This window comes from Sorangiineae bacterium MSr11954 (genome assembly GCA_037157815.1).
Lineage (GTDB): Bacteria > Myxococcota_A > Polyangia > Polyangiales > Polyangiaceae > Pendulispora > Pendulispora albinea.
Window position 1 is genome coordinate 1,704,729 of the sequence record CP089984.1, and the last position, 20,069, is coordinate 1,724,797.

At 66.3% G+C, this 20,069-nt stretch carries 12 protein-coding genes; 7 read left to right on the top strand and 5 right to left on the bottom strand.

Annotated elements, in window-relative coordinates:
- Nucleotides 1-19 precede the first annotated feature (19 nt).
- The 4 genes from ahcY (at nt 20) to LZC94_07065 (ending at nt 6,239) form a co-directional block, all read left to right on the top strand.
- Complete coding sequence (gene ahcY, locus LZC94_07050) at nt 20-1,351, top strand: adenosylhomocysteinase (protein WXB17026.1); 1,332 nt, start codon at nt 20-22, stop codon at nt 1,349-1,351.
- A gap of 711 nt (nt 1,352-2,062) precedes the next feature.
- Nucleotides 2,063-2,800, top strand: a complete 738-nt coding sequence (locus tag LZC94_07055; protein ID WXB17027.1) for a cytochrome c — start codon at nt 2,063-2,065, stop codon at nt 2,798-2,800.
- On the top strand, nt 2,797-3,501 hold the full coding sequence (locus LZC94_07060; protein WXB17028.1) for a respiratory nitrate reductase subunit gamma: 705 nt from the start codon (nt 2,797-2,799) through the stop codon (nt 3,499-3,501). The genes LZC94_07055 and LZC94_07060 overlap by 4 nt, the downstream gene beginning before the upstream one ends.
- On the top strand, nt 3,498-6,239 hold the full coding sequence (locus tag LZC94_07065; GenBank protein ID WXB17029.1) for an Ig-like domain-containing protein: 2,742 nt from the start codon (nt 3,498-3,500) through the stop codon (nt 6,237-6,239). The genes LZC94_07060 and LZC94_07065 overlap by 4 nt, the downstream gene beginning before the upstream one ends.
- Nucleotides 6,240-6,274: 35 nt before the next feature.
- On the opposite strand, the gene glmM is transcribed toward LZC94_07065, so the two are convergent.
- Nucleotides 6,275-7,636 carry a phosphoglucosamine mutase gene (gene glmM / locus LZC94_07070; GenBank protein ID WXB20355.1) on the bottom strand — a complete coding sequence of 454 codons (1,362 nt, stop codon included), beginning with the start codon at nt 7,634-7,636 and terminating at the stop codon, nt 6,275-6,277.
- Nucleotides 7,637-8,027: 391 nt separating this feature from the next.
- On the opposite strand from glmM, the gene LZC94_07075 reads away from it, so the two are divergent.
- Complete coding sequence (locus LZC94_07075; protein WXB17030.1) at nt 8,028-9,164, top strand: efflux RND transporter periplasmic adaptor subunit; 1,137 nt, start codon at nt 8,028-8,030, stop codon at nt 9,162-9,164.
- A 12-nt stretch (nt 9,165-9,176) separates the two neighbouring features.
- Nucleotides 9,177-12,353 carry an efflux RND transporter permease subunit gene (locus tag LZC94_07080; protein WXB17031.1) on the top strand — a complete coding sequence of 1,059 codons (3,177 nt, stop codon included), beginning with the start codon at nt 9,177-9,179 and terminating at the stop codon, nt 12,351-12,353.
- 91 nt (nt 12,354-12,444) lie between these two features.
- On the opposite strand, the gene LZC94_07085 is transcribed toward LZC94_07080, so the two are convergent.
- From LZC94_07085 to accD, 3 genes are all read right to left on the bottom strand, one after another.
- Nucleotides 12,445-12,903: a YajQ family cyclic di-GMP-binding protein gene (locus tag LZC94_07085; GenBank protein ID WXB17032.1), complete on the bottom strand. Its 459-nt coding sequence runs from the start codon at nt 12,901-12,903 to the stop codon at nt 12,445-12,447.
- Nucleotides 12,904-13,134: 231 nt separating this feature from the next.
- A complete protein-coding gene (locus tag LZC94_07090; GenBank protein WXB17033.1) occupies nt 13,135-14,364 on the bottom strand; it encodes a bifunctional folylpolyglutamate synthase/dihydrofolate synthase in 1,230 nt (409 codons plus the stop codon).
- A 10-nt stretch (nt 14,365-14,374) separates the two neighbouring features.
- Nucleotides 14,375-15,283 (bottom strand): acetyl-CoA carboxylase, carboxyltransferase subunit beta, encoded by a 909-nt coding sequence (gene accD, locus LZC94_07095; protein ID WXB20356.1) that lies wholly within the window; start codon nt 15,281-15,283, stop codon nt 14,375-14,377.
- A gap of 68 nt (nt 15,284-15,351) precedes the next feature.
- Between accD and LZC94_07100 the strand changes: the two genes are divergently transcribed.
- Nucleotides 15,352-16,962 carry a putative glycoside hydrolase gene (locus LZC94_07100; protein ID WXB17034.1) on the top strand — a complete coding sequence of 537 codons (1,611 nt, stop codon included), beginning with the start codon at nt 15,352-15,354 and terminating at the stop codon, nt 16,960-16,962.
- Between the two features lie 99 nt (nt 16,963-17,061).
- Here the strand turns inward: LZC94_07100 and LZC94_07105 are convergent, their stop codons facing one another.
- Complete coding sequence (locus tag LZC94_07105; protein WXB17035.1) at nt 17,062-19,890, bottom strand: protein kinase; 2,829 nt, start codon at nt 19,888-19,890, stop codon at nt 17,062-17,064.
- Between the last annotated feature and the right edge of the window lie 179 nt (nt 19,891-20,069).

A 20,069-nucleotide genomic window follows, 5' to 3' on the forward strand; every position in this document is an offset into this window, starting at 1 on the left:
TTTCATTTCGCGTTCATCAATGGAGTACAGGGAGAGACCGATGGCTGAAAATTACAAAATCAAAGATATCAAACTTGCCGAGTGGGGCCGCAAAGAAATCGAGATTGCGGAGTCGGAGATGCCCGGTCTCATGGCCCTTCGCCAAGAGTACGGCGCGAGCAAGCCGCTGGCGGGCGCGCGCATCGCCGGCTGCCTCCACATGACCTTGCAGACGGCGGTCCTCATCGAGACCCTGACGGCGCTCGGCGCCGAGGTCACCTGGACGAGCTGCAACATCTACTCGACCCAGGACCACGCGGCGGCGGCCATCGCGGCCACCGGCGTGCCGGTCTTCGCCTGGAAGGGCGAGACCGAGGAAGAGTACTACGAGTGCATCGAGGCGCAGCTCAAGGCCTTCAAGGGCGGCAAGGGCCCCAACTTGATCCTCGACGACGGCGGCGACCTCACGCTCGTCGTCCACCAGAAGCACCCGCAGCTCTTCTCGGGCCCCGATCCGATCCGCGGCCTGTCCGAGGAGACCACCACGGGCGTGCACCGGCTCTACGAGATGCACAAGAAGGGCGAGCTCAAGGTCCCCGCCATCAATGTCAACGACTCGGTCACCAAGTCGAAGTTCGATAATCTCTACGGCTGCCGCGAGTCGCTCGGCGACGGTCTGAAGCGGGCCACCGGCGTCATGTTCGCCGGCAAGGTCGCCGTCGTGTGCGGCTACGGCGATGTCGGCAAGGGGTGCGCGCAGTCGCTCCGCGGCCTCGGCGCCCGCGTCATCATCACCGAGATCGATCCGATCATCGCGCTCCAGGCGGCGATGGAAGGCTACCAGGTCACGACCCTCGAGAAGGTCGCGCCGCTGGGCGACATCTTCGTCACGGCCACGGGCTGCATGAACGTCATCCGCGGTGAACACATGCGCGCGATGAAGGACCAGGCGATCCTCTGCAACATCGGCCACTTCGACACCGAGATCGACGTCGCGTGGCTCGAGAAGAACCCGGAGATCAAAGAGAACAACATCAAGCCGCAGGTCGACCAGTTCATCTTCCCCGACGGCAAGCGCATCACCTTGCTCGCCCGCGGCCGCCTCGTGAACCTCGGATGCGCCAACGGTCACCCGTCGTTCGTCATGTCGAGCTCCTTCTCGAACCAGACCCTCGCGCAGATCGCCCTCTGGACGGAGACGAAGAACTACCCCGTCGGCGTCCACGTTCTGCCGAAGAAGCTCGACGAAAAAGTCGCGGCTCTCCACTTGGGGAAGCTCGGCGTCGAGCTGACCACGCTCACCGCCGAACAAGCGGCTTACCTCGGCGTTCCCGTCGAGGGCCCGTTCAAGCCGGATCACTACCGCTACTGATCCTTCCGCAGCCGTAGCGCGGTCGTGGCTCTTCGAGCTTCGACGCATTTCGACGGGCACGTCATCGCGACGTGCCCGTTAGCTTATCTGCGGTCCGACCTCCTTCCGTTGGTCTCGTTGAACTACCTTGGAGCGCGCTCGATCGCGCGGGATCCCGCTGGATCTCGTTGGATCGAGTCGCGGAGCGCGATTTGGTTGCAGACTAGTTTGAAAATCGCGCGTTCTGATTTAGACTAAGTCTTATTCTCTCTCAGCGGTGAACGCACGGCGCTGCGCGCGTGTGTGTGGCGATCGCATCGATCATGGTAGGCTGCGTTGACGCGTCGAAAGTCGGGAGGTCCCGGCCTGGGCGACGATGATCGCGATGATCAGGTGCGTGATCGTCGCGATCGCGCGAACGGGGAAGTTCGCAAAACGAAATGGCGATGATTCCTCCCGGCGGTGTGCGTCGAACGCCGGCACGCGCAGTGCAATCCGCGCGGCGTCTCCGGCCGTTCGCAGGGAAAGCGTTTGTCGTGCGGGAATGGTCGAATGCTCTTACGCCGACCCCGCGAGCGCGCCGGAGGCTTCTGCAGCTCGAAATGCGCGAACGGCCATAATTCGTAAGGTCTGTTCCCATATTCATGTCGAGACGCGAAGCCCGTTCGAGACGGCGCGTGCCGGGCTCGTTCGCAAATTCGAAATCGACGACCATTCACCAGGAGGGATGACATGCACCGTTGGAGCGGCGGCATCCTTGCCATTGTCATTGTCGCTGCCGCCTCGTTCGCGGGGCCCGCGCGCGGCGCCGATCCCGACGCGGCCGGCAGCAAGGAAGCAAAACGGATCTTCACGCAGCGCTGCACGGCGTGCCACACCTTCGGAAAGGGCGCGAAGGTTTGCGCGGACCTCAAGGGCGTTACCGAGCGCCGCGATCGGGCATGGCTGATCAAGTTCATTCGCTCCGCGCAGAGCCTGGTCGACGCCGGCGACCCCACCGCGACGGCGCTCTACGAAGAATACAAACGCATGCGAATGCCCGATTGGAACGATCTCTCGGATGAGCAGATTGGCACCTTGCTCGATTGGTTTGCCGCCAACGGCCCCGAGCACATCGACCTCGACAATCTGTCCGCCGATCTGGCGACACCAGGAGACATCGACGCAGGCCGCGCGCTCTTCGCGGGCGCGACCCGGCTCACCAGCGGAGGGATCGCGTGCAAAAACTGCCACAACGTGAGCGATGGCCGCGCGGGCACCGCCGGGAGCCTGGGGCCAGACCTCACGGGCACGTATACGCGCTACGGCGATCGCGCGCTCGGCGCGTTCCTCAAGCGCCCCTGCTTCCGCCGCGCGCCCGACTCCGCCGCCAACGAGTACCTGACGGCGCAGGAGATCTTTGCCTTGAAATCTTACCTACGCCGGGTCGCGCTCGATACCTCGAGCCATCCCATTGGAGCAAAGCGATGAAGTTTGCGATCCTCTTCGCCGTCATTCCTTACGTGGCCGCCGCGACCTTCGTCGTGGGGCTGATCGGTCGCTTTCTGCTCCTCGGCAAGCGTTGGCCGGCGCAACCCGTATGGTCCCGCGCGTCCCAGCGCCGCAAGCCGGGTCATCGCGCGCTCGCGGGCGCCGTGATCATTCTGGTGACCCTGGCGCACCTCGCGGTGCTCCTCGCGCCGGGCGCCGTCCTGGCGTGGAACGCGGTCGCGTGGCGTCTGTACGCGCTGGAGGGGGCCGCGTTCGCCGTGGGCCTGCTCGCGCTGGTGCTCGGCGCGCGCGCCCTCCGGCGCTGCTTCGGGAATCGAGCGCCCTCGGCGGCCGCCGAGATCACCGACGTGGTCTTTCTCGCGCTCCTGCTCACCGGGATCGTGAGCGGCTTGGGCCTCGCGGCCTTCTACCGTTGGGGCTCCTCGTGGGCCGCGGTCACCTTGACACCGTACGTCGCGTCGTTGACCCATGCGCGCCCGCAGACCGAGTTCCTCTCCGAGATGCCGTTCCTGGTGCAGCTCCACGTGTTCACGGCCTTCGCCGCCCTGGCGCTCTTTCCCTTCAGCAGCGTGGCGTTGGCCGCCATGATGGCCACCCGGCGCGCGCTCACCCCGCCGGGGGAGCAGCCGCAATCCGGATCGCGCTGGCGCATCCTCGGTGACCGGCGGCGTCGCGCATGAAAGCCGTCAAAGCCCTGGCGCTCACCGTGACCGTGGCCGGCACCGCGGGCCTGGTGTACCAGCCGCCGGTCGACCTCACGGACATTCCCAACCGCATCCCCGAGGCGCCGCCGTATGTCACGGCCGAGGCGGAGAGCTTTCCGCCGCCCTACGAAGAGCTCTGGCGCTCGCAGAACCACCCCGCCCAGTGCAAGAACTGCCACGCCACCATCTTCGAGCAGTGGAACGGCTCCATGATGTCCAACGCGTGGCGCGATCCGGTCTGGCGCGGCGCGTTCCTTTTGCTCGCGCGCGCCGTCTCCACCAACGGAGAGTGCGACACCCCCGCGCCGCCCGATGGCACGCCCAAGGCCCGCCACAATCCCTTCGCCAAGGAGGGGGCGTGCGCTTCGGAGTTCTCCCTCGCCTCGGGCACCCACACGGTGTCGCGCCCCGGCTCGTTGCTCGACGGGTTTTGCTCGCGCTGCCATATGCCGGCCAATTTCATCGACAACGTGCCCCTGCACAACGTGACCGTCGATCGCGAGACCGGGCTGGAGTCGGGCAAGCTCGATCCGCGCTTCAATCCCACCTCCGACAATGGGACGGGGTTCGCGTTCGCAACCCTGGATTCGCAATATCGAAATACCGAGCCCGGCAAAAACGGCGTCTTCTGCGCCGTCTGCCATAGCTTCACGGCCACCCGCGATACGCCCTTCCACAATTATGCGCGCAGCGGCAACGAATACGCTCCGGCCGTGGGCGAGCGGACCCGCGCCGAGCTGCTCCCTCCGGCCCAAGAGGACGCCTTTGGCGTCGCCGACCCGACGGTGCGAAACCTGGGCTACAGCATCGGCGCCGGCTCCTACCGCCTCTCGCCCCACGCCATCGCCAACCCCGAGCGCGTGGGGCCGCTCGCCGCGAACGCGCCGCTCTCGCCCATCGATACGAACACCAGCCAGGTCTTCGGACAAGACGTCCCGTACCAGGTGGTGGACCCCTCCAAGCACCGCGGCTTCCACCAAGCCATGTTCGTTCGATCCGAGATGTGCGCCTCCTGCCACGACGTGACGAACGCCTTGCCCATCCGCAACCACGTGGGCAAATGGGTGGGCGGATTTCCCATCGAGCGCACGTACACGGAGTGGGCAAACAGCCGCTACGCCGATCGCCCCGGCAATCGCAACTTCGATCCGCGCACCAAACGCGATTGCCAGAGCTGCCATATGCAACAAGATTTCGGCCAGCCCGGCACCGCCCAAACCCTGTACGAAAACGGCGAGCCGGGACGCCCGCTGCCCATCCCCAACGCGCCCGTCGCCGAGGGCGGCAAGCCGCGCCCCTTCTTTACGCACCACTTCGTGGGTGGAAATGCGCTGGTGCCCCATCTCATCGGCAAAGGCATCGACTCGGCCGGCCGCGTGGCGCCGTACCCCGAGCTGCTCGCCACCAGCTTCTCCTCGGCGGACCACAAGAGCCCGTACTCACGCGCCGTCTGGGCGCACACCGACCGCAAAGGCCCGTACGCGCAGCAAGCGCGCATGGCGTGGGACCGGCTGCGGCACGTGCTTCGAATGGATCTCACCAGCTCGCGCTCCGCGCGCGCCGGCGAGCCGCTCCCCATCGCCATCACCTTGGCCAACACCGGCAGCGGGCACGATTTTCCCACCGGCTTCCCCGAGGGCCGCAACGCGTGGCTGGCGGTGCACGCCTACGACCTCGCCACCGGCACCGAGCTCCCCATCCGCGACGCGGTGTGGGGCCGCACCTCGGTCGGCATCGGCAACTTGACCACTGAAGAAATGGTCGACCCCAGCTTCCCCGGCTGCAACTGGAAGCTCCCGGCCGGCTCCGCCGATCCCTATGCGCCTCAGTTCAAGGCGGTGGCATCCCTCGGCGATGGCTGCCCCACGCTCGATCTGCCCTATGCCGCCCCGCTGAACCTCGTCACCAACAAGGCGGGCTTGCCCATCGACGAGGGCGGCCGCGTGGTGGATGCCTCGAACCCGACGGGGCTCGTACAGTTCAAGGACATCAACGGCAACGGCGATCTGTTCGACGATTCGTTCTTGAGCGACACGCGCTTCAAGCCCATGCCGCAGCCGGAGGCGACGAAGGCCATCCATCGCTACTCGGTCATGGTCCCCGCCGGAACGCGCGGCCCCATCGCGGTGGCGGCCTCGGTGTACTACCAATCCGTGGAGGCCATCGTGGCCCTGAAGTTCCTCGGCAACATGGCCGACACCAACGAAAACTTCGTGCTCGAGCCGTGCGTCCTCGGCGGCCGTTGCGATGGCCGCAAGCCCTCCACCGAGCCCGCGGTGGTCGAAGGCGCTCCGCCCGTTCCCATGGTCGCGCGCAGCCTGGAGATCCCCATCGATGGCGTGGCGCCAGACACCTCGGCGCCGCGCGTGCAGACCTACCCCGCGCCCAACGCCGACCGCGTTTACCCGGACGTGGTGGTCAAGGCCTTCGTCTCCAAGCCCATACGCGCCCTGGATGCGCGCACCTTTACCCTGGAGGGCCCGCACGGCCCCGTGCCCGCTTGGGTCGATCCCATTGGCGACGGCGCCTGGGGGCTCTTTCCGAATGCCATTCGCCTCGAGCCCGGGAAGACGTACACGGCGCGCATCAAGGCCGGCGTCTGCGACCTCGCCAGCAACTGCACCACCCGCGATCTCGTCTGGTCGTTTACGGTGGCGGCCGACGACACGCAGGCCGCCGGCGACACCACCATCCTCGCGGGGTTCATACGCTGAGCGCCCTCCGCGCGCGGCGTGCACGGTGACCGGCGCTACTCCGCGCGCGTATCTTTCTTGGCGGCCGTGGCCAGATCCTTGGCCCAGATCACCAGCTGATCGGGGTTCGGCCCCTCCAGCATGATGCGGAGCTTGGGCTCCGTGCCGCTCCAGCGAATGAGGATGCGCCCCTCGTCGCCAAGCCCCTTTTTCACCTTGTCGCTCAAGGCGCTGAGGGTCGGCATTTCCTCCAGCGGCTTTCGTGCAGCGAGGTTTACGTTTTCCAGCACCTGCGGCACGCGCTCCATCGAGGCGTGCGCGAGGGAGGAGAGCGGCTTTCCGGTGCGCATCATCAGCGCCAGGACCTGCAGCGCCGCGATGGTCCCGTCGCCGGTGGACGCATGATCGAGAAAGATCAAGTGCCCCGATTGCTCACCGCCCAAATTGTAGCCGCCCGAGCGCATGGCCTCGACCACGTAGCGATCGCCCACCGCGGTGCGGATCATCTTGCCGCCCATGGTCTCGATCGCCCGTTCCAAGCCCAAGTTGCTCATCACGGTGGCCACCAATGTATTTTTTTTCAGCTCGCCGGCCATGAGCATCCGGCTGGCGCACATGGCCATCACCGCGTCGCCGTCGACGATTTGACCTTTTTCGTCAACCACGATGAGCCGGTCGGCATCGCCATCCAGCGCAATACCGATGTGTGCACGACGTCGCACCACCTCGGCCCGCACATTATCGGGGTGCAATGCACCGGCGTCGCGGTTGATGTTCGTGCCATTGGGCTTGACCCCCAGGCACCAAAGGCTGGCCCCCAGCTCCGCAAAGACACTGGGCGCCGTTTTGTAGGCCGCGCCATGGGCGGCGTCGACCACCACGCGCACACCGTCCAAGGTGAGATCGCGCGGGAATGTGTTCTTTGCAAAAGTGACGTAGCGTCCGCGCGCGTCTTCCAGTTTTTCGGCGCGCCCGATGCCGGGCCCCGTGGGGCGGGGGCTGAGGAGCGCGTCTTGGCCCATCAAGCGCTCGATTTCCGCCTCTTCTTCGTCGGGCAGCTTGAAGCCGTCCTCGCCAAAAATCTTGATCCCGTTGTCCTGATATGGATTATGGCTGGCGCTGATCACGATTCCCGCGTCGGCCCGCATGGCGGTCGTCAAATGGGCTACCGCAGGGGTGGGGACCGGCCCGCAGAGAATGACCCGACCGCCCATCGAGCAGATTCCAGCGGCGAGGGCTTGCTCCAGCATGTAACCGGAAAGCCTCGTATCTTTGCCAATGAGGACGCGCGGAACGTGCTTTTTCCCGCGCCCCACCAGGAACGTGACCGCGCGTCCGAGCTGCATCGCCAGCTCGGGGGTCATCGGCATTTCGTTGGCCGTCCCCCGCACACCGTCGGTCCCGAATAAATTGCGCATCACCGTGGGCCGTGCAGGAAGCACGGGCTCTGGAGCGTCTGCAGCCGTCGCGGGGATAGAGCCCGCTTCCGATCCATTACCTTGTGTCGAGCGCGCGTTCCGCTTGTTCGTGCTGGGCGTTTTTTCGGTCGATCTCATTCGGGCCCGGAACATTACACGAAAGACGACCCCGTACGGGGCCGAGAGCACCCCATCCGAACGGCCTCCAGCTGCTCTTGCAGGTGCCTAAGGCGCCCGCCTCGCGCAGAAAGCGCGACCCACCGCGATCGACGATCTCGTCATGTCTGCTGAATCCCTGCTGGATTCGTTTTTGTGCGACCCTATTGCTCCCTCCGGAGCGCGAAAACGAATGCGGAACGCACGTGCAGCAGTAGGCCGGGCCCTCCTTGCGGTGTTGGGGCTTATCCTGGTCATTGGAATTCTTGGTGGAGTCAAAGGTTGGCAAATCTCCAACCTGATGGCGATGGGAAAGGAGGCCGCCAAACAAGGGCCGCCACCCGAGTCGGTCGGTACGGCCGTCGCGAGCGAACAGACCTGGGAGGGAACGTTGTCGGCCGTGGGAAGCGTAACTTCCCTCAAAGGGGTGGCTCTGAGCAACGATGCCCCAGGTGTGGTAACTCGGATCAGCTTCGAGTCCGGGCAGGTCGTTCGACAGGGTCAAGTTCTCGTCGAACTCGATGTGAACGTCGAGCGCACGCAGCTTGCATCGGCCGAAGCTCGTAAGGAGCTGGCCATGACGAACGTCACGCGCACCCGTGCGCTCGTCGAGAAGGGCGCCATCGCGCAGTCCCAACTCGACACCGACGACGCGCAGCTCAAGACCGCCACGGCCGACGTCGAGAACATCAAAGCGCAGATCGCGCGCAAGCAGATTCGGGCGCCCTTCTCGGGCCGGCTCGGCATTCGCAACGTCAACCTCGGTCAGTATTTGAGCCCGGGCACCTCGCTGACGGTGCTCGAAGCCATCAACGCCGTGTACGTGGACTTCACCCTCCCGCAGCAGCGGCTCTCCGATATTACGGTCGGTATGCCCGTTCGCCTCGAGAGCACCGAGGACGCGGGCGCGCCGCGTGAAGGAACGGTCGCGGCCGTCGACCCTTCCATCGATACGGCGACCCGCGCGATCAAGGTGCGGGCAAGCGTGCCGAACAAGGACGAGAAGCTTCGGCCCGGTATGTTCGTCAACGTTTCGGTCGTTCTGCCCACGCGGGCGAGCACGGTGACCGTGCCCCTCCCGGCCGTGGTCCACGCGCCGTACGGGGACTCGGTCTTCGTGGCCGAGGACAAGAAGGCGGATGCTCCGGGTGGTACCAAGACGCCGGATGGCAGGCCCATCAAGACCGCGCGGCAGCAGTTCGTGCGGGTGGGGGAGGCGCGCGGCGACTTCGTCGAGATCCTCGATGGGATCAAGGCGGGCCAGGAGGTCGTGACCTCGGGCGCGTTCAAACTGCGCAACGGCGCGCCCATCACGATCGATAACAAGGTGCAGCCAAAACCGCAGCTCAACCCTGCGGTCGAGAACAAGTGAGCGGAGAAGGCCATGAAATTGACCGATCTGTTCATCCGCCGGCCCGTTCTGGCCATCGTCGTCAACTTGGTGATCATCGTCGCCGGGTTGCAGGCGATTCGCACCTTGAACACGCGGCAGTACCCGAAGCTCGAGAGCGCGACGGTCACTGTCAAAACGGTGTACGTCGGCGCCGCCGCCGACTTGGTTCGAGGCTTCATCACCACCCCGCTGGAGCGCGCCATCGCGGCGGCCGACGGCATCGACTACATCGAGTCGCAGAGCGTTCAGGGATTATCGACCATCAACGTCCGCCTGAAGCTCAACTTCAACGCGGGTGACGCGTTGGCCGACATCAGCGCGCGCGTCAACCAAGTGCGCGCCGATTTGCCTCCAGAAGCGGAGGTGCCGGCCATCAACATCGAGCCCTCGGACGCGGCCATCGCCGCGATGTATCTGAGCTTCAGCTCCACCATCCTGGCGGAGAACCAGGTCACCGACTACCTGACCCGCATCATTCAGCCGCGCCTCACGGCCATCGACGGCGTGCAGCGCGCCGACATCCTCGGCGGGCGCTCGTTCGCCATCCGCGCGTGGCTCAAGCCCGAGCGCATGGCGGCGCTCAACATCAGCCCCGCGCAGGTTCGCCAGGCGTTGGCGGCGAACAACTACCTGTCCGCGGTCGGTGAGACCAAGGGCCAGCTCATGACGGTCAACCTGTCGGCGACCACCGACCTGAAGACCCTCGACGAGTTCAAGAAGCTGGTGGTCAAGCAGCAAGGCGACACCTTGGTCCGCCTCTCCGACGTGGCCGACGTGGTGCTCGGCGCCGAGACCTACGACCAAGACGTGCGCATGAGCGGCACCCAGGCCGTCTTCATGGGCGTGTGGGTGCTCCCCAGCGCCAACTCGCTGGACGTCATCAAGAAGGTGCGCCGCGAGATCGAGATCGTGCAGAAAGAGCTGCCGACCGGCATGCAAGCCTTCGTGGCCTACGACTCGACGCAGTACATCGAGAGCGCCATCCACGAGGTTACGCACACGCTCATCGAGACGATCCTCATCGTCATGGTGGTCATCTTCCTGTTCCTCGGGTCCATCCGCACGGTCATCGTGCCGGTCCTGGCGATCCCGGTGTCGCTCATCGGCGCCGTGTTCCTGATGCAGGTCATGGGCTTCACCGTGAACCTCTTGACCCTCCTGGCCATCGTGCTCTCGGTCGGTCTCGTGGTCGACGACGCCATCGTCGTGGTCGAGAACGTGGACCGCAACATCCAGCTCGGAAAGAACTCCCTGCAGGCGGCGCTCGCGGGCGCTCGGGAGCTCGTCGGGCCCATCATCGCCATGACGATCACCCTCGCGGCCGTGTACGCGCCCGTCGGCTTCCAGGGCGGATTGACGGGCGCGCTCTTCCGCGAGTTCGCCTTCACCCTGGCGGGCGCGGTGTTCATCTCGGGCGTGGTGGCGCTCACGCTCTCGCCCATGATGGCCTCCAAGGTGCTCGCCGGGCAGCACAGCAACCGGTGGCTGGTCACGCATGTCGATCGCGCGTTCGACGCCGTCCGCCGCGCGTACACCCGCATGTTGAACGCGACCCTCGCGCACCGCGGCATGGTGTACTTCGCGTGGGGCGGCATCACGCTCCTCATCGCGCCGCTGTACATGTTCTCGCCCAACGAGCTCGCGCCCAACGAGGATCAGGGCATCGTCTTCACGTCGCTCCAGCTGCCGCCCAACGCGACCATGGAGCAGATGACGCCTTACGTGACCGAGATCGACCGCATCTTCAAGACGGTGCCCGAGTTCGAGCACAGCTTCCAGATCACGTCGCCCAAGTTCGCGGTCGGAGGCTTGCTGGTCAAGCCGTGGGATCAGCGCAAGCGCAACATCTTCGACATTCAGAACGAGGTCACGCCGGCGATGTCCGGGATCACGGGGGTTCGGGCGCCGGCCTTCTTGCTCCCGCCGCTGCCGAACCCGGGCCTTTTGCCGGTGGAGTTCGTGATCGCGTCCACGGCGCCGCACGACGAGATTTTGCGGTTCGCCGAGCAGCTGCAGCTCGAGGCGATGAAGAGCGGTCAGTTCATGTTCCCGCCGTTCGCGGACGTGCTGATCGACCAAGCCAAGACGGAGATCGTGCTCGATCGCGACAAGGTCTCGACCATGGGCCTGAGCATGCAGGCGGTGGGCGCGGATCTCTCGGCCATGTTGGGCGGTAACTTCGTGAACCGCTTCAACATCGACGGTCGCAGCTACAAGGTCATCCCGCAGATCGAGCGCGCGGGGCGCCTCACGCCCGAGGATCTGATGAACGTCCACGTGACGGGTCCGAAGGGCGAGCTCATTCCGCTCAGCTCCATCGCCAAGCTCAAAGACGGCGTGGAGCCGAGGACGCTCAACCGCTTCCAGCAGCTCAACGCGGTCAAGCTCTCGGGCATGGCCACGCAGTCCGTCGACGGCGCGCTGCAGGCGCTCGAGAAGAAGGCGCAGGAGATCCTTCCCCAGGGCTACCGCGTGGACTACACCGGCGGCTCGCGGCAGCTGCGCACGGAGAGCGGCAAGTTCCTCCCGGCCATGGGGCTGGCGCTCTTGCTCATCTTCCTGGTGCTCGCGGCGCAGTTCAACTCGTTCCGCGATCCGTTCGTCATTCTGGCGGGCTCCGTTCCGCTGGCCATGTTCGGTGCGCTCATCTTCACCTTCCTGAAGTTCACCGGGCCGCCGGGCATGCGCTTTCCGCTCACGGAGGGGTGGACCACGACCTTGAACATTTATTCGCAGGTCGGTCTGGTCACCCTCGTGGGCCTCATCGCGAAGAACGGCATCCTCATCGTGGAGTTCGCGAACCATCGGCAGGTGGAGGGTGGGCTGAGCAAGCTCGAGGCGGTGCGCGAGGCCGCTCAAACGCGCTTGCGTCCCATCTTGATGACCACCGTCGCGACCATCGCCGGGCACTTTCCGCTGACCCTCGTGACGGGGCCGGGCGCCGTGGCGCGTAACTCCATCGGCATCGTGCTGGTGGGCGGTATGTTCATCGGTACGCTGTTCACGCTCTTCGTCGTTCCGTCGGTGTACGTGCTTCTTGCGAAGGATCACAGCAAGGAGCGCGCGCACGCGGAGGAGCCGGAGAAAGAGGAGCACCACGCGGAGCCTTCGGCGACGAACGGTGGTGGGATGCTGCGCGGTGAGGAGCCGAGCGTGATCATCGAGTAGGGGATCGCACGGGGCCAAAAAAAAACGGGAAGCGTCGGTGAGACGCTTCCCGTTTCGTTTTTGTCCGCGCGTGAGCTGAGCCGCGCGCGCCCTAGTCGCGGAAATTGATGAACTGCAACTCGAGGGGGAGATTCGCTTCTTTGACGAGTTGAATCGCGGATTGCAGGTCGTCGCGGTTTTTTCCGCTGACGCGCACTTGGGCTTCTTGGATGGACGCCTGGACCTTGATTTTGCTGTCCTTGATGCGGCGGACGAGGTCCTTGGCGTGGTCGCCGTCGATTCCCTCTTTCACTTTGACGAGCATTTTCGAGCCGCCTTTGCCGGTGGGCTCCGGCTTTTGCGGATCGAGATGCTTGAGGCTCACTTTGCGCTTCACGAGCTTGTCCTGCAGAACGGAGTAGGCAGCCTTGACCCGCTCCTCGCTCGCGGACCGGATGGTGATTCCTTCTTCGTTGCGCTCGATGGCTGTACCGGTGTCCTTGAAGTCGAACCGCTGCGCGATTTCCTTCTGAGACTGGTTCAAGGCGTTATCGACCTCGTTCCACTGCACCTTCGAGACGATGTCGAAGCTCGGCATGACAGAAACCTCCCAAGGGACTCCCCGATGAGTACTGCACGGGTGCGAACGTAAGGGATGCGAAGTTTATCACAAGAGGTGCGCCCTCTCTAGGGCGAGACGCGCCGCGCGATCGCGCCCCGCGAGCCCGCGCGCGACATGTCTCGAAACGCGACACTCGAACGAGGACGCGACATCGCGATCGAGGCTGGCGCGCCGTGATTGCTAGAGCGCGACCGGCGGATCGCCTTCGATGCCGAGCAGCTTTCCCCGCGCCTCGCCCACGAGAAAGATCGATCCCGTCACCAGGACGAGCCCGCGTCCCACGCGCGTGCGCGCCTCCGCGATGGCCTCCTCGAACGAGCCCGCGACCAGCCCCGCGCAGCGCGCCGCGATCGCGCGCGGATCGGCCGGCTTTCGCCCCTTGGGCGTCACATAGATGCGCGTGGCGGCGAAGGGCGCGATGCGATCGATCATGTTCGGCCACGCCTTGTCCGCCAGCGCGCCGAAGATCAAGGCCGTCTCCGATGGAACGAGCGCGCCTCGCGCTTGCAACGATCCGAGCTGCTCCGCCAGCGATCCCGCCCCGTCCGGGTTGTGCGCCGCATCGAGGAGAACGGGGCCCTCGGCCGTCTCGAGCCGCTCGAGCCTCCCCGCCCATGTCACGTTGGCGATGCCGCGCGCGCGCGTCTCGGGCGCGATCCCGAGCCGCTCGCCGATGACCCACGCGATGCGCGCATTGTCCAGTTGATGCGCGCCCGGCAGCCCGATGTGCGCGATGTTCGCGCCGGCCGCGAGCTCCGCCGCGCGGGACGTGGTGGCGCCGGCGCGGGACGCGACCTCCACGATGGCGCTTTCTACCTCGGCGCTCATGGGCCCCAGCACGATGTCGAGCCCCGGCTTGGCGATGGCCGCCTTCTCGCGCGCGATCTCCGGCAAGGTGTTGCCCAGCTTGTCCTGGTGGTCGAACGCGATGCGCGTGATGGCCGCCGAACGCGGCGAAGGGATCACGTTGGTCGCGTCCAGCCGCCCGCCGAGCCCCACCTCCAGCACCGCCAGATCCACCCGCGCCTCGCGAAACGCCAGGAACGCGGTCAAGGTCGCCGCCTCGAAGAACGTGAGCCCCGGCTCGCGTCGGAGCACGTCGTGGAGCAGCTCGGCCAAGACGGCGTCGTCGAGAGGCTCGCCCCCCACGCGAATGCGCTCCGCGAAGCGATGCAGGTGCGGCGACGTGTAGAGCCCCGTTTTTTTCCCCGCCTCGCGCGCGATGCGCTCCACCATGGCGGCCGTCGAGCCCTTGCCGTTGGTGCCCGCGATGTGCACCGCCTCGTAGGCGCGCTCGGGAAAATCGAATCGCGTGCATGCTGCATGCATCGACGCCAAGCCCAGCTCGATGCCGCGCGGCACGCGCGCGTAGAGGTCCTGCAGCACCAGCTCGAGGCGCGGAGCACCCACGGGCTGCTCTCTACTCGGCGGCGCCGTCGGGTCGAGGGCGCGAGGCGCCGTCGGGCCGGGGACGCGCGAACGGGAGCGAAAACGGAGCGAGGTGACCGAGGACCAACGCCAGCTCGTTCTTCATCTCGAGCCGGCTGGTGATGCGGTCGACCATACCGTGCTCGAGCAAAAATTCACTGCGTTGAAAGCCCTCGGGGAGCTTTTGGCGGATGGTCGTCTCGATGACGCGCGGCCCGGCGAACCCGATGAGCGCCTTGGGCTCGGCGATGTTCACGTCGCCCAGCAGCGCAAAGCTGGCCGCCACACCGCCGGTGGTCGGGTGCAAAAGAACGCTGATGTACGGCAGGCGAGCCGTGCGATGGCGCTCGAGCGCGGCCACCGTCTTGGCCATTTGCATCAGGCTGAGGATGCCCTCCTGCATGCGCGCGCCGCCCGACGATTGCAGGAGCACCACCGGCAGCCGCGAGCTGGTCGCGCGCTCGAAGAGCCGCGCGATCTTCTCGCCCACCACGGAGCCCATCGATCCGCCCATGAAGCCGAAGAGAAAAGCTCCCCATGCGATGGGGCGCCCGCCGATGGAGCCATGGCCGATCTCGATGGCCTCGGCGGCCTTCGAGGCCTTTTGCGTGGCGGTGATCCGCTCGCCGTACGGCTTGCCGTCCGAAAATTGAAGGGGATCGGCCGGCTTGAGATGCGCGTCCCACTCCTCGAGCTCGCCATTGTCGAGCAGCAGGTCCCGCCAACGCGGCGCAGCAAGCTTGTGGTGCTGCCCGCAGTCTGGGCACACTTCGAAGTTGGCGAAGAGCGTTTCGGTGGGGATGGTGGCGCCGCACCCGTCGCATTTGCGAAAAACGCCCTTACCGAAGCTTTTCTTTTCGCTCGCATCGAGCTCGGAGGTTTTGCGGGTCGGCCAATCCATCACGTGGGTGCCCTGGTCCTAGCACAAATTGTTGCCCATTCGCTCCTCTCGCGGAATCCTTTCGAACGATGCAAAGTGCACTTCGCGGTGCGCGCGTGCGCACGTGCCGCCACTCGACGGTCGGTCTCGGACGGATTTGGCTCGCCGGCCTTGCGCTCCTCGCGCCCATCCCACCCTCGTTCGCGTTATCCGCGTGCGGAGGTGGTCATGCCAGCACGCGACCAGCCGAGGCGGAGCATAACGCCCACCTGGAGCTATCGACCGTTCATCGGAGCGATGGGGCGAGCTCGGGCAACTCGGCGCTTCCCGAGGGACCTCGAAAGCCCGCCGAAGAACCCGAAAAGCGCGACAAGCGCGATCCGCGGGCCGAGTTTCGCGCGTGGCTCGAGCCGCGCATCCCCAAGGGCGGCGCCATCGAGGCCGGGGGCGGTGAAGCGATCCGCGTGGTCCACACCATCGATCCGAAGGACACGCACCTGTCCATCGCCAAGGCGTACCTCGATATCACCGATGTGTACCTGGCGGACGATCTGGCCGCAGAGCTCAAGAAAAAGAAGCCGCGGCTCGCCGGCACGGTGGAGATCCCGCACCTGCTCTCCGAGCCATACAAAGACGCAGAGCACGATCGCCTCGGCTGGCCCGAGGACAAGGCGCTGCGGGGCATCTTCCTGGTCGGCGCCATGGCGGCCAAACCCTGGATTGAAACGCTGGATCGCCTGGTCGCGCACGGCATGAACGCGGTGGTGCTCGACGGCAAGGACTACATGGGGCCCGTCACGTACCCCTCGAAGGTCCCCGTGGCCATCGAGACCGGGGCCACGAAAAAGGCGCCCATCGCCGATCTCGCGCGCGCCATCCGCTTTGCGCACGCGCGCGGCGTGCGGGTCATCATGCGCAACAGCTGCTTTCACGATCCCTGGGCCGCGGTGAAGGCCCCGCGCCTATCCATCCGCGGCAAATGGGGCGGCCCGTACCCGGTCGACTGGCTCGATCCCGCCAACGAGGAAGCGCAAAATTACATCGTCGAGCTGACCAAAGAGGAAATCGACGCCGGCGCCGACGAGATCCAGCTCGACTACGTGCGCTTCCCCGTGCAGCGCGGCCTGGGCAACGCCGTGCTGCCCCCGCCCGATGGATCGCGCGAGAAGGTCATCGTCGGCTTCGTGCGCAAGGTGCACGAGGTCACCAAGGCGCGCGGCGTTCCTCTTTCACTGGATATCTTTGGGGTGACCGCCACCGGCACCATCACCGACGTGCACAACCTGGGGCAGGACATCGCGCTGCTCGGCCCCGAGGTCGAAGCCCTCTCGCCCATGACCTACCCGGCCCACTACGACAAAGGGTTCATGGGCTGGGACGCGCCCGGCACGCACCCGGAGATCGTCGGCATCGGCACGCGCGAGACCTTGGCGAAGCTCTCCAAGGTGAACGGGGCGAAGGGTGCCGGCGGCGACAACGCCAAGCCTCTGGCGGTGGTTCGCCCGTGGCTGCAAGCCTTCGGGTGGCGCGCGCCCAACTACGGGCCGAAGTACTTGCTGACCGAGGCCGCCGAGGCCGAAAAAGCCGGCAGCACCGGCTGGCTAATGTGGAACCCCGGCTGCAACTACGCCGAGGCGTGGCGCGGCTTTCCCCTCGTCGCCAAGGAGCGCAAAGAGCGGGTGGCGAGCACCCGCGACTGATCGCGCCAGGTCGTCCTTCGCGTTGCCGCGTCGTTCGCGTTGTCGCGTCGTTCGCGTTGCCGCGTCGTTCGCGTTGCTCGCGTTTTGCGCGCCCCAACGTCATTCGCGGGCATCGCCCGGCGGCGTGCACCCCAGCGTTCGTGCGTGGGTTCGCGCCTCGTCGGCGGTCTTCGAGCGCGGCTTGGCGCTGCCCCAGCGCTGGAGCACCACGCCGTAGGCCTCGCACGCGCCGGGCACGTCGCCCGCGCGCTCCTTGGCGAGGCCGAGCCAGAGCTCCCCCTCGGTGTAGAGGAAGGGCCTGGACAGATCGCGGCAGCGCCGGGTCGCCGGTTGCAGCAAGCGCACGGCCTCCTCCGCGTGGCCGGCCATGAGCGCGATGCGCCCCTCGAGCACCTGCGCGGGGGACACGCCCAAGCCGACGCTCGCGGCAAATTCGCCCTCGGGCGGACGGCTCGCCCAGATGCGTTCGGCTTCCGCGCGCGCATGGCTCACGGGGCCGTAGCCGTACGCCCACGCATCGCGGGGGCCCAAGGTCGCGCGCGTGCGCTGCTCCCAGGACTGCGCCTTGCCGCGCCAGCTCGGAGGCGTAAGCCGGCCCTCGCCAAAGAGGAGACCCAGCATCCTCGGCTCGAGCCCGAAGACGTTGTCGCGGCTCTCGTGGGTCATGTCGATGTCCGAGCCCATCCACACGTCCTTGCGGAGAAGGTACTGCTCGGCGATGGCCGCGGCCTGCTTCGTTTGGCCCGTCTCCGCGAACAGCTCGAAGAGCAGATCCAGCGCGCGCTGGTGCGCGGCCAGCGCCGACGAGCTCTCCACCTTCTTCGCCAGCTCGTCGGCCAGCTCCCTAGCGCGCTCGAAGTGGCCGCGGAGCGCCGCCAGCCGCGCCCGATCGTGCAGCCGCACGACGGGCACCAACTCGGGCGGCAAGAGGCTCCAGCGCCGCGCGAGCACCTCTTCGACCGCCGCCTCGGGGGCGCCGGCGCTCGCCTTGGCCTGGGCGAGGAGCGCGTGCCCGCGTTCGCTGTCCGGGGCGCGCTCCAACCATCGTTCGATGCTCTCGGCCGAGCGCGCGCAGTCGCCTTGGTCGAGGGCGATGGTGCTGGCGTCGAGCAGGCAATCGGTGGACGCCGGCCGCACCGTGAGGCACCTCTGGAACGCGGCGAGGGCCTCGTCGAGCTTGCCCATGCGCCAGAGCGCGCGGCCCTCCGCCTGCCACGCATCGCCGCTCTCGGGATCGAGCACCGCGGCGCGCTTCGCCAGCTCGATCGTGTGCACGTGATACGCCGCGGTCTTCACGTAGTTGACCCGCGCGATGGCCGTCGTGGACAGGAGCTCCGAGTCGAGCGGGTATCGCGCGATGGCCTCTTCGAGCACCTTGATCTGGGCGATGCGATCGGGCGGCTCGAAGAGCACCACGTTCGACCACGCGTCGAGCAGCATGCGATCGCGCTCGCTCAGCGCGTCGCGGAGCCGGGTCGCGCGCTGGAACTGCTCGCGCTGTTTGGCAATGGGATAATGGCTTTCACCGGTAATGACCAATCGCAATTGGACCTCCGGGCAAAACGGGTCCACCTCCGCCGCCTTTTCCATGGCCATATGCCCGCGATCCCAATTCGATTCTTGCAAATACGATAACCCACTTCGATACAGCGCCGCCGCCTGGGGGCTGCACTGGGGCGAAATGGGAAGATCCGTCACCACCGTCGCCGCCGGGGCCGGCGCTGCCCCTGCCCCCGCCCCTGGTGAGACCGAGGTCGCGCGCCGCCCGGCGATGAAGCTCCCCGCCACGGTGACGCCGGCCGCGAGCGCCAAGATCGCGAGCAAAATGCGGGCCCGATGCGGAGCATCCCACCACGAAGCCCGCCCGCGCGCCCGCTCGGCGTTGCGCGCCCGTTCGGCGTTGCGCGCCGGCTCGGCGTTGCCCGCCGGCTCGGCGTTGCGCGCCGCATCGTTCGTGCGGCCCGTGCCCATGGCGCGGTTCGAGCCGAAGGCGTCCGCCGCGCCGTTTCCGCCTTGAAGCGCCTGGGGCGCGGCGGCTTGGAGCGCCGAGAGCACATGGTTCATCGACGGAAAGCGCTTGTCGCGGTCCTTGGCGAGCGCCCGTCCCAGGATGCTCGCGATCCGGGGCGGAATGTCGCCGCGCAGCGGCTTCATGGTGCCATAGGAGCCTTGGAGATCGAGCCCCTTGGTCCAAGGCAGCTCGCCGGTGAACAGCTCGTAGGCGGTGACCGCCCACCCAAATTGGTCCGCGCGCCCGTCGGAGTCTTCGCTGTGCAGCTGCTCGGGGGCCACGTAGCCGGGGGTTCCCAGGTGCCGCGTGGTCAGGCTCTCCGTCGTCCGTTTCTCATCGCCGGGGGCTTCGAGCTCCTCGAGGGTCGAATCGTGGTAGCGCGCGATCCCGAAGTCGAGCACCTTGATGCTCCCTTCGGCGGTGAGCATCACATTGTCGGGTTTGACATCGCGGTGCACCAGGCCTTTGTCGTGGGCGGCGGCCAAAACGCCTGCAACTTCCATCATCCAGCGCACCCGCTCGTCGAACGGGGCGCTCGATCGCGTCCCCACCAACGTGCGGAGCGAGCGCCCCTCGACGAGCTCCATGGCGATGAAGGCCACGCCATCGTGCTCGCCCACATCGTGAATGGCGACGACCCTCGGATGATTCAGCGCGGCGGCGGCGCGCGCCTCGCGCAAGACGCGTTCCGACTCTTTGGACAGCGCGCTGCGCGTGCGATCGCGGTGCAGCACCTTGAGCGCCACCACGCGCTGCAGTTTCGTATCGAAAGCGCGAAACAAAACGCCCATGCCGCCGACGCCCACATAGCTATCGATGCGATATCGGTCCGCAAATGTCGTACCCGGCTGAAGTTCCGATTCACCGGCCACGGTGCGCAAACGGTGCAGAACGTCGTCGGAGAGGTATCGCGCCATGGACCGGGCCTGGAAACCACGCAAAACACGCGCCTTCCATCATCAGCCGATTTTGCCAGCGTTGCCTAAAACCACAGATGTCATCGAGCTGTCAATACGTCGATCCATGTGGTCATGTGTGACAATCGTAGGTTTTTGCAAATCGAATTCTTGTTGTATGGTGTCTCCTGCAGGCGGGA

Excerpts from the sequence above, each read along its gene's own strand:
- ahcY (WXB17026.1), top strand. The coding sequence starts at position 20 with ATGGAGTACAGGGAGAGACCGATGGCTGAAAATTACAAAATCAAAGAT.
- LZC94_07055 (WXB17027.1), top strand. The coding sequence starts at position 2,063 with ATGCACCGTTGGAGCGGCGGCATCCTTGCCATTGTCATTGTCGCTGCC.
- LZC94_07060 (WXB17028.1), top strand. The coding sequence starts at position 2,797 with ATGAAGTTTGCGATCCTCTTCGCCGTCATTCCTTACGTGGCCGCCGCG.
- LZC94_07065 (WXB17029.1), top strand. The coding sequence starts at position 3,498 with ATGAAAGCCGTCAAAGCCCTGGCGCTCACCGTGACCGTGGCCGGCACC.
- glmM (WXB20355.1), bottom strand. The coding sequence starts at position 7,636 with ATGCGCAATTTATTCGGGACCGACGGTGTGCGGGGGACGGCCAACGAA.
- LZC94_07080 (WXB17031.1), top strand. The coding sequence starts at position 9,177 with ATGAAATTGACCGATCTGTTCATCCGCCGGCCCGTTCTGGCCATCGTC.
- accD (WXB20356.1), bottom strand. The coding sequence starts at position 15,283 with ATGGATTGGCCGACCCGCAAAACCTCCGAGCTCGATGCGAGCGAAAAG.
- LZC94_07100 (WXB17034.1), top strand. The coding sequence starts at position 15,352 with ATGCAAAGTGCACTTCGCGGTGCGCGCGTGCGCACGTGCCGCCACTCG.
- LZC94_07105 (WXB17035.1), bottom strand. The coding sequence starts at position 19,890 with ATGGCGCGATACCTCTCCGACGACGTTCTGCACCGTTTGCGCACCGTG.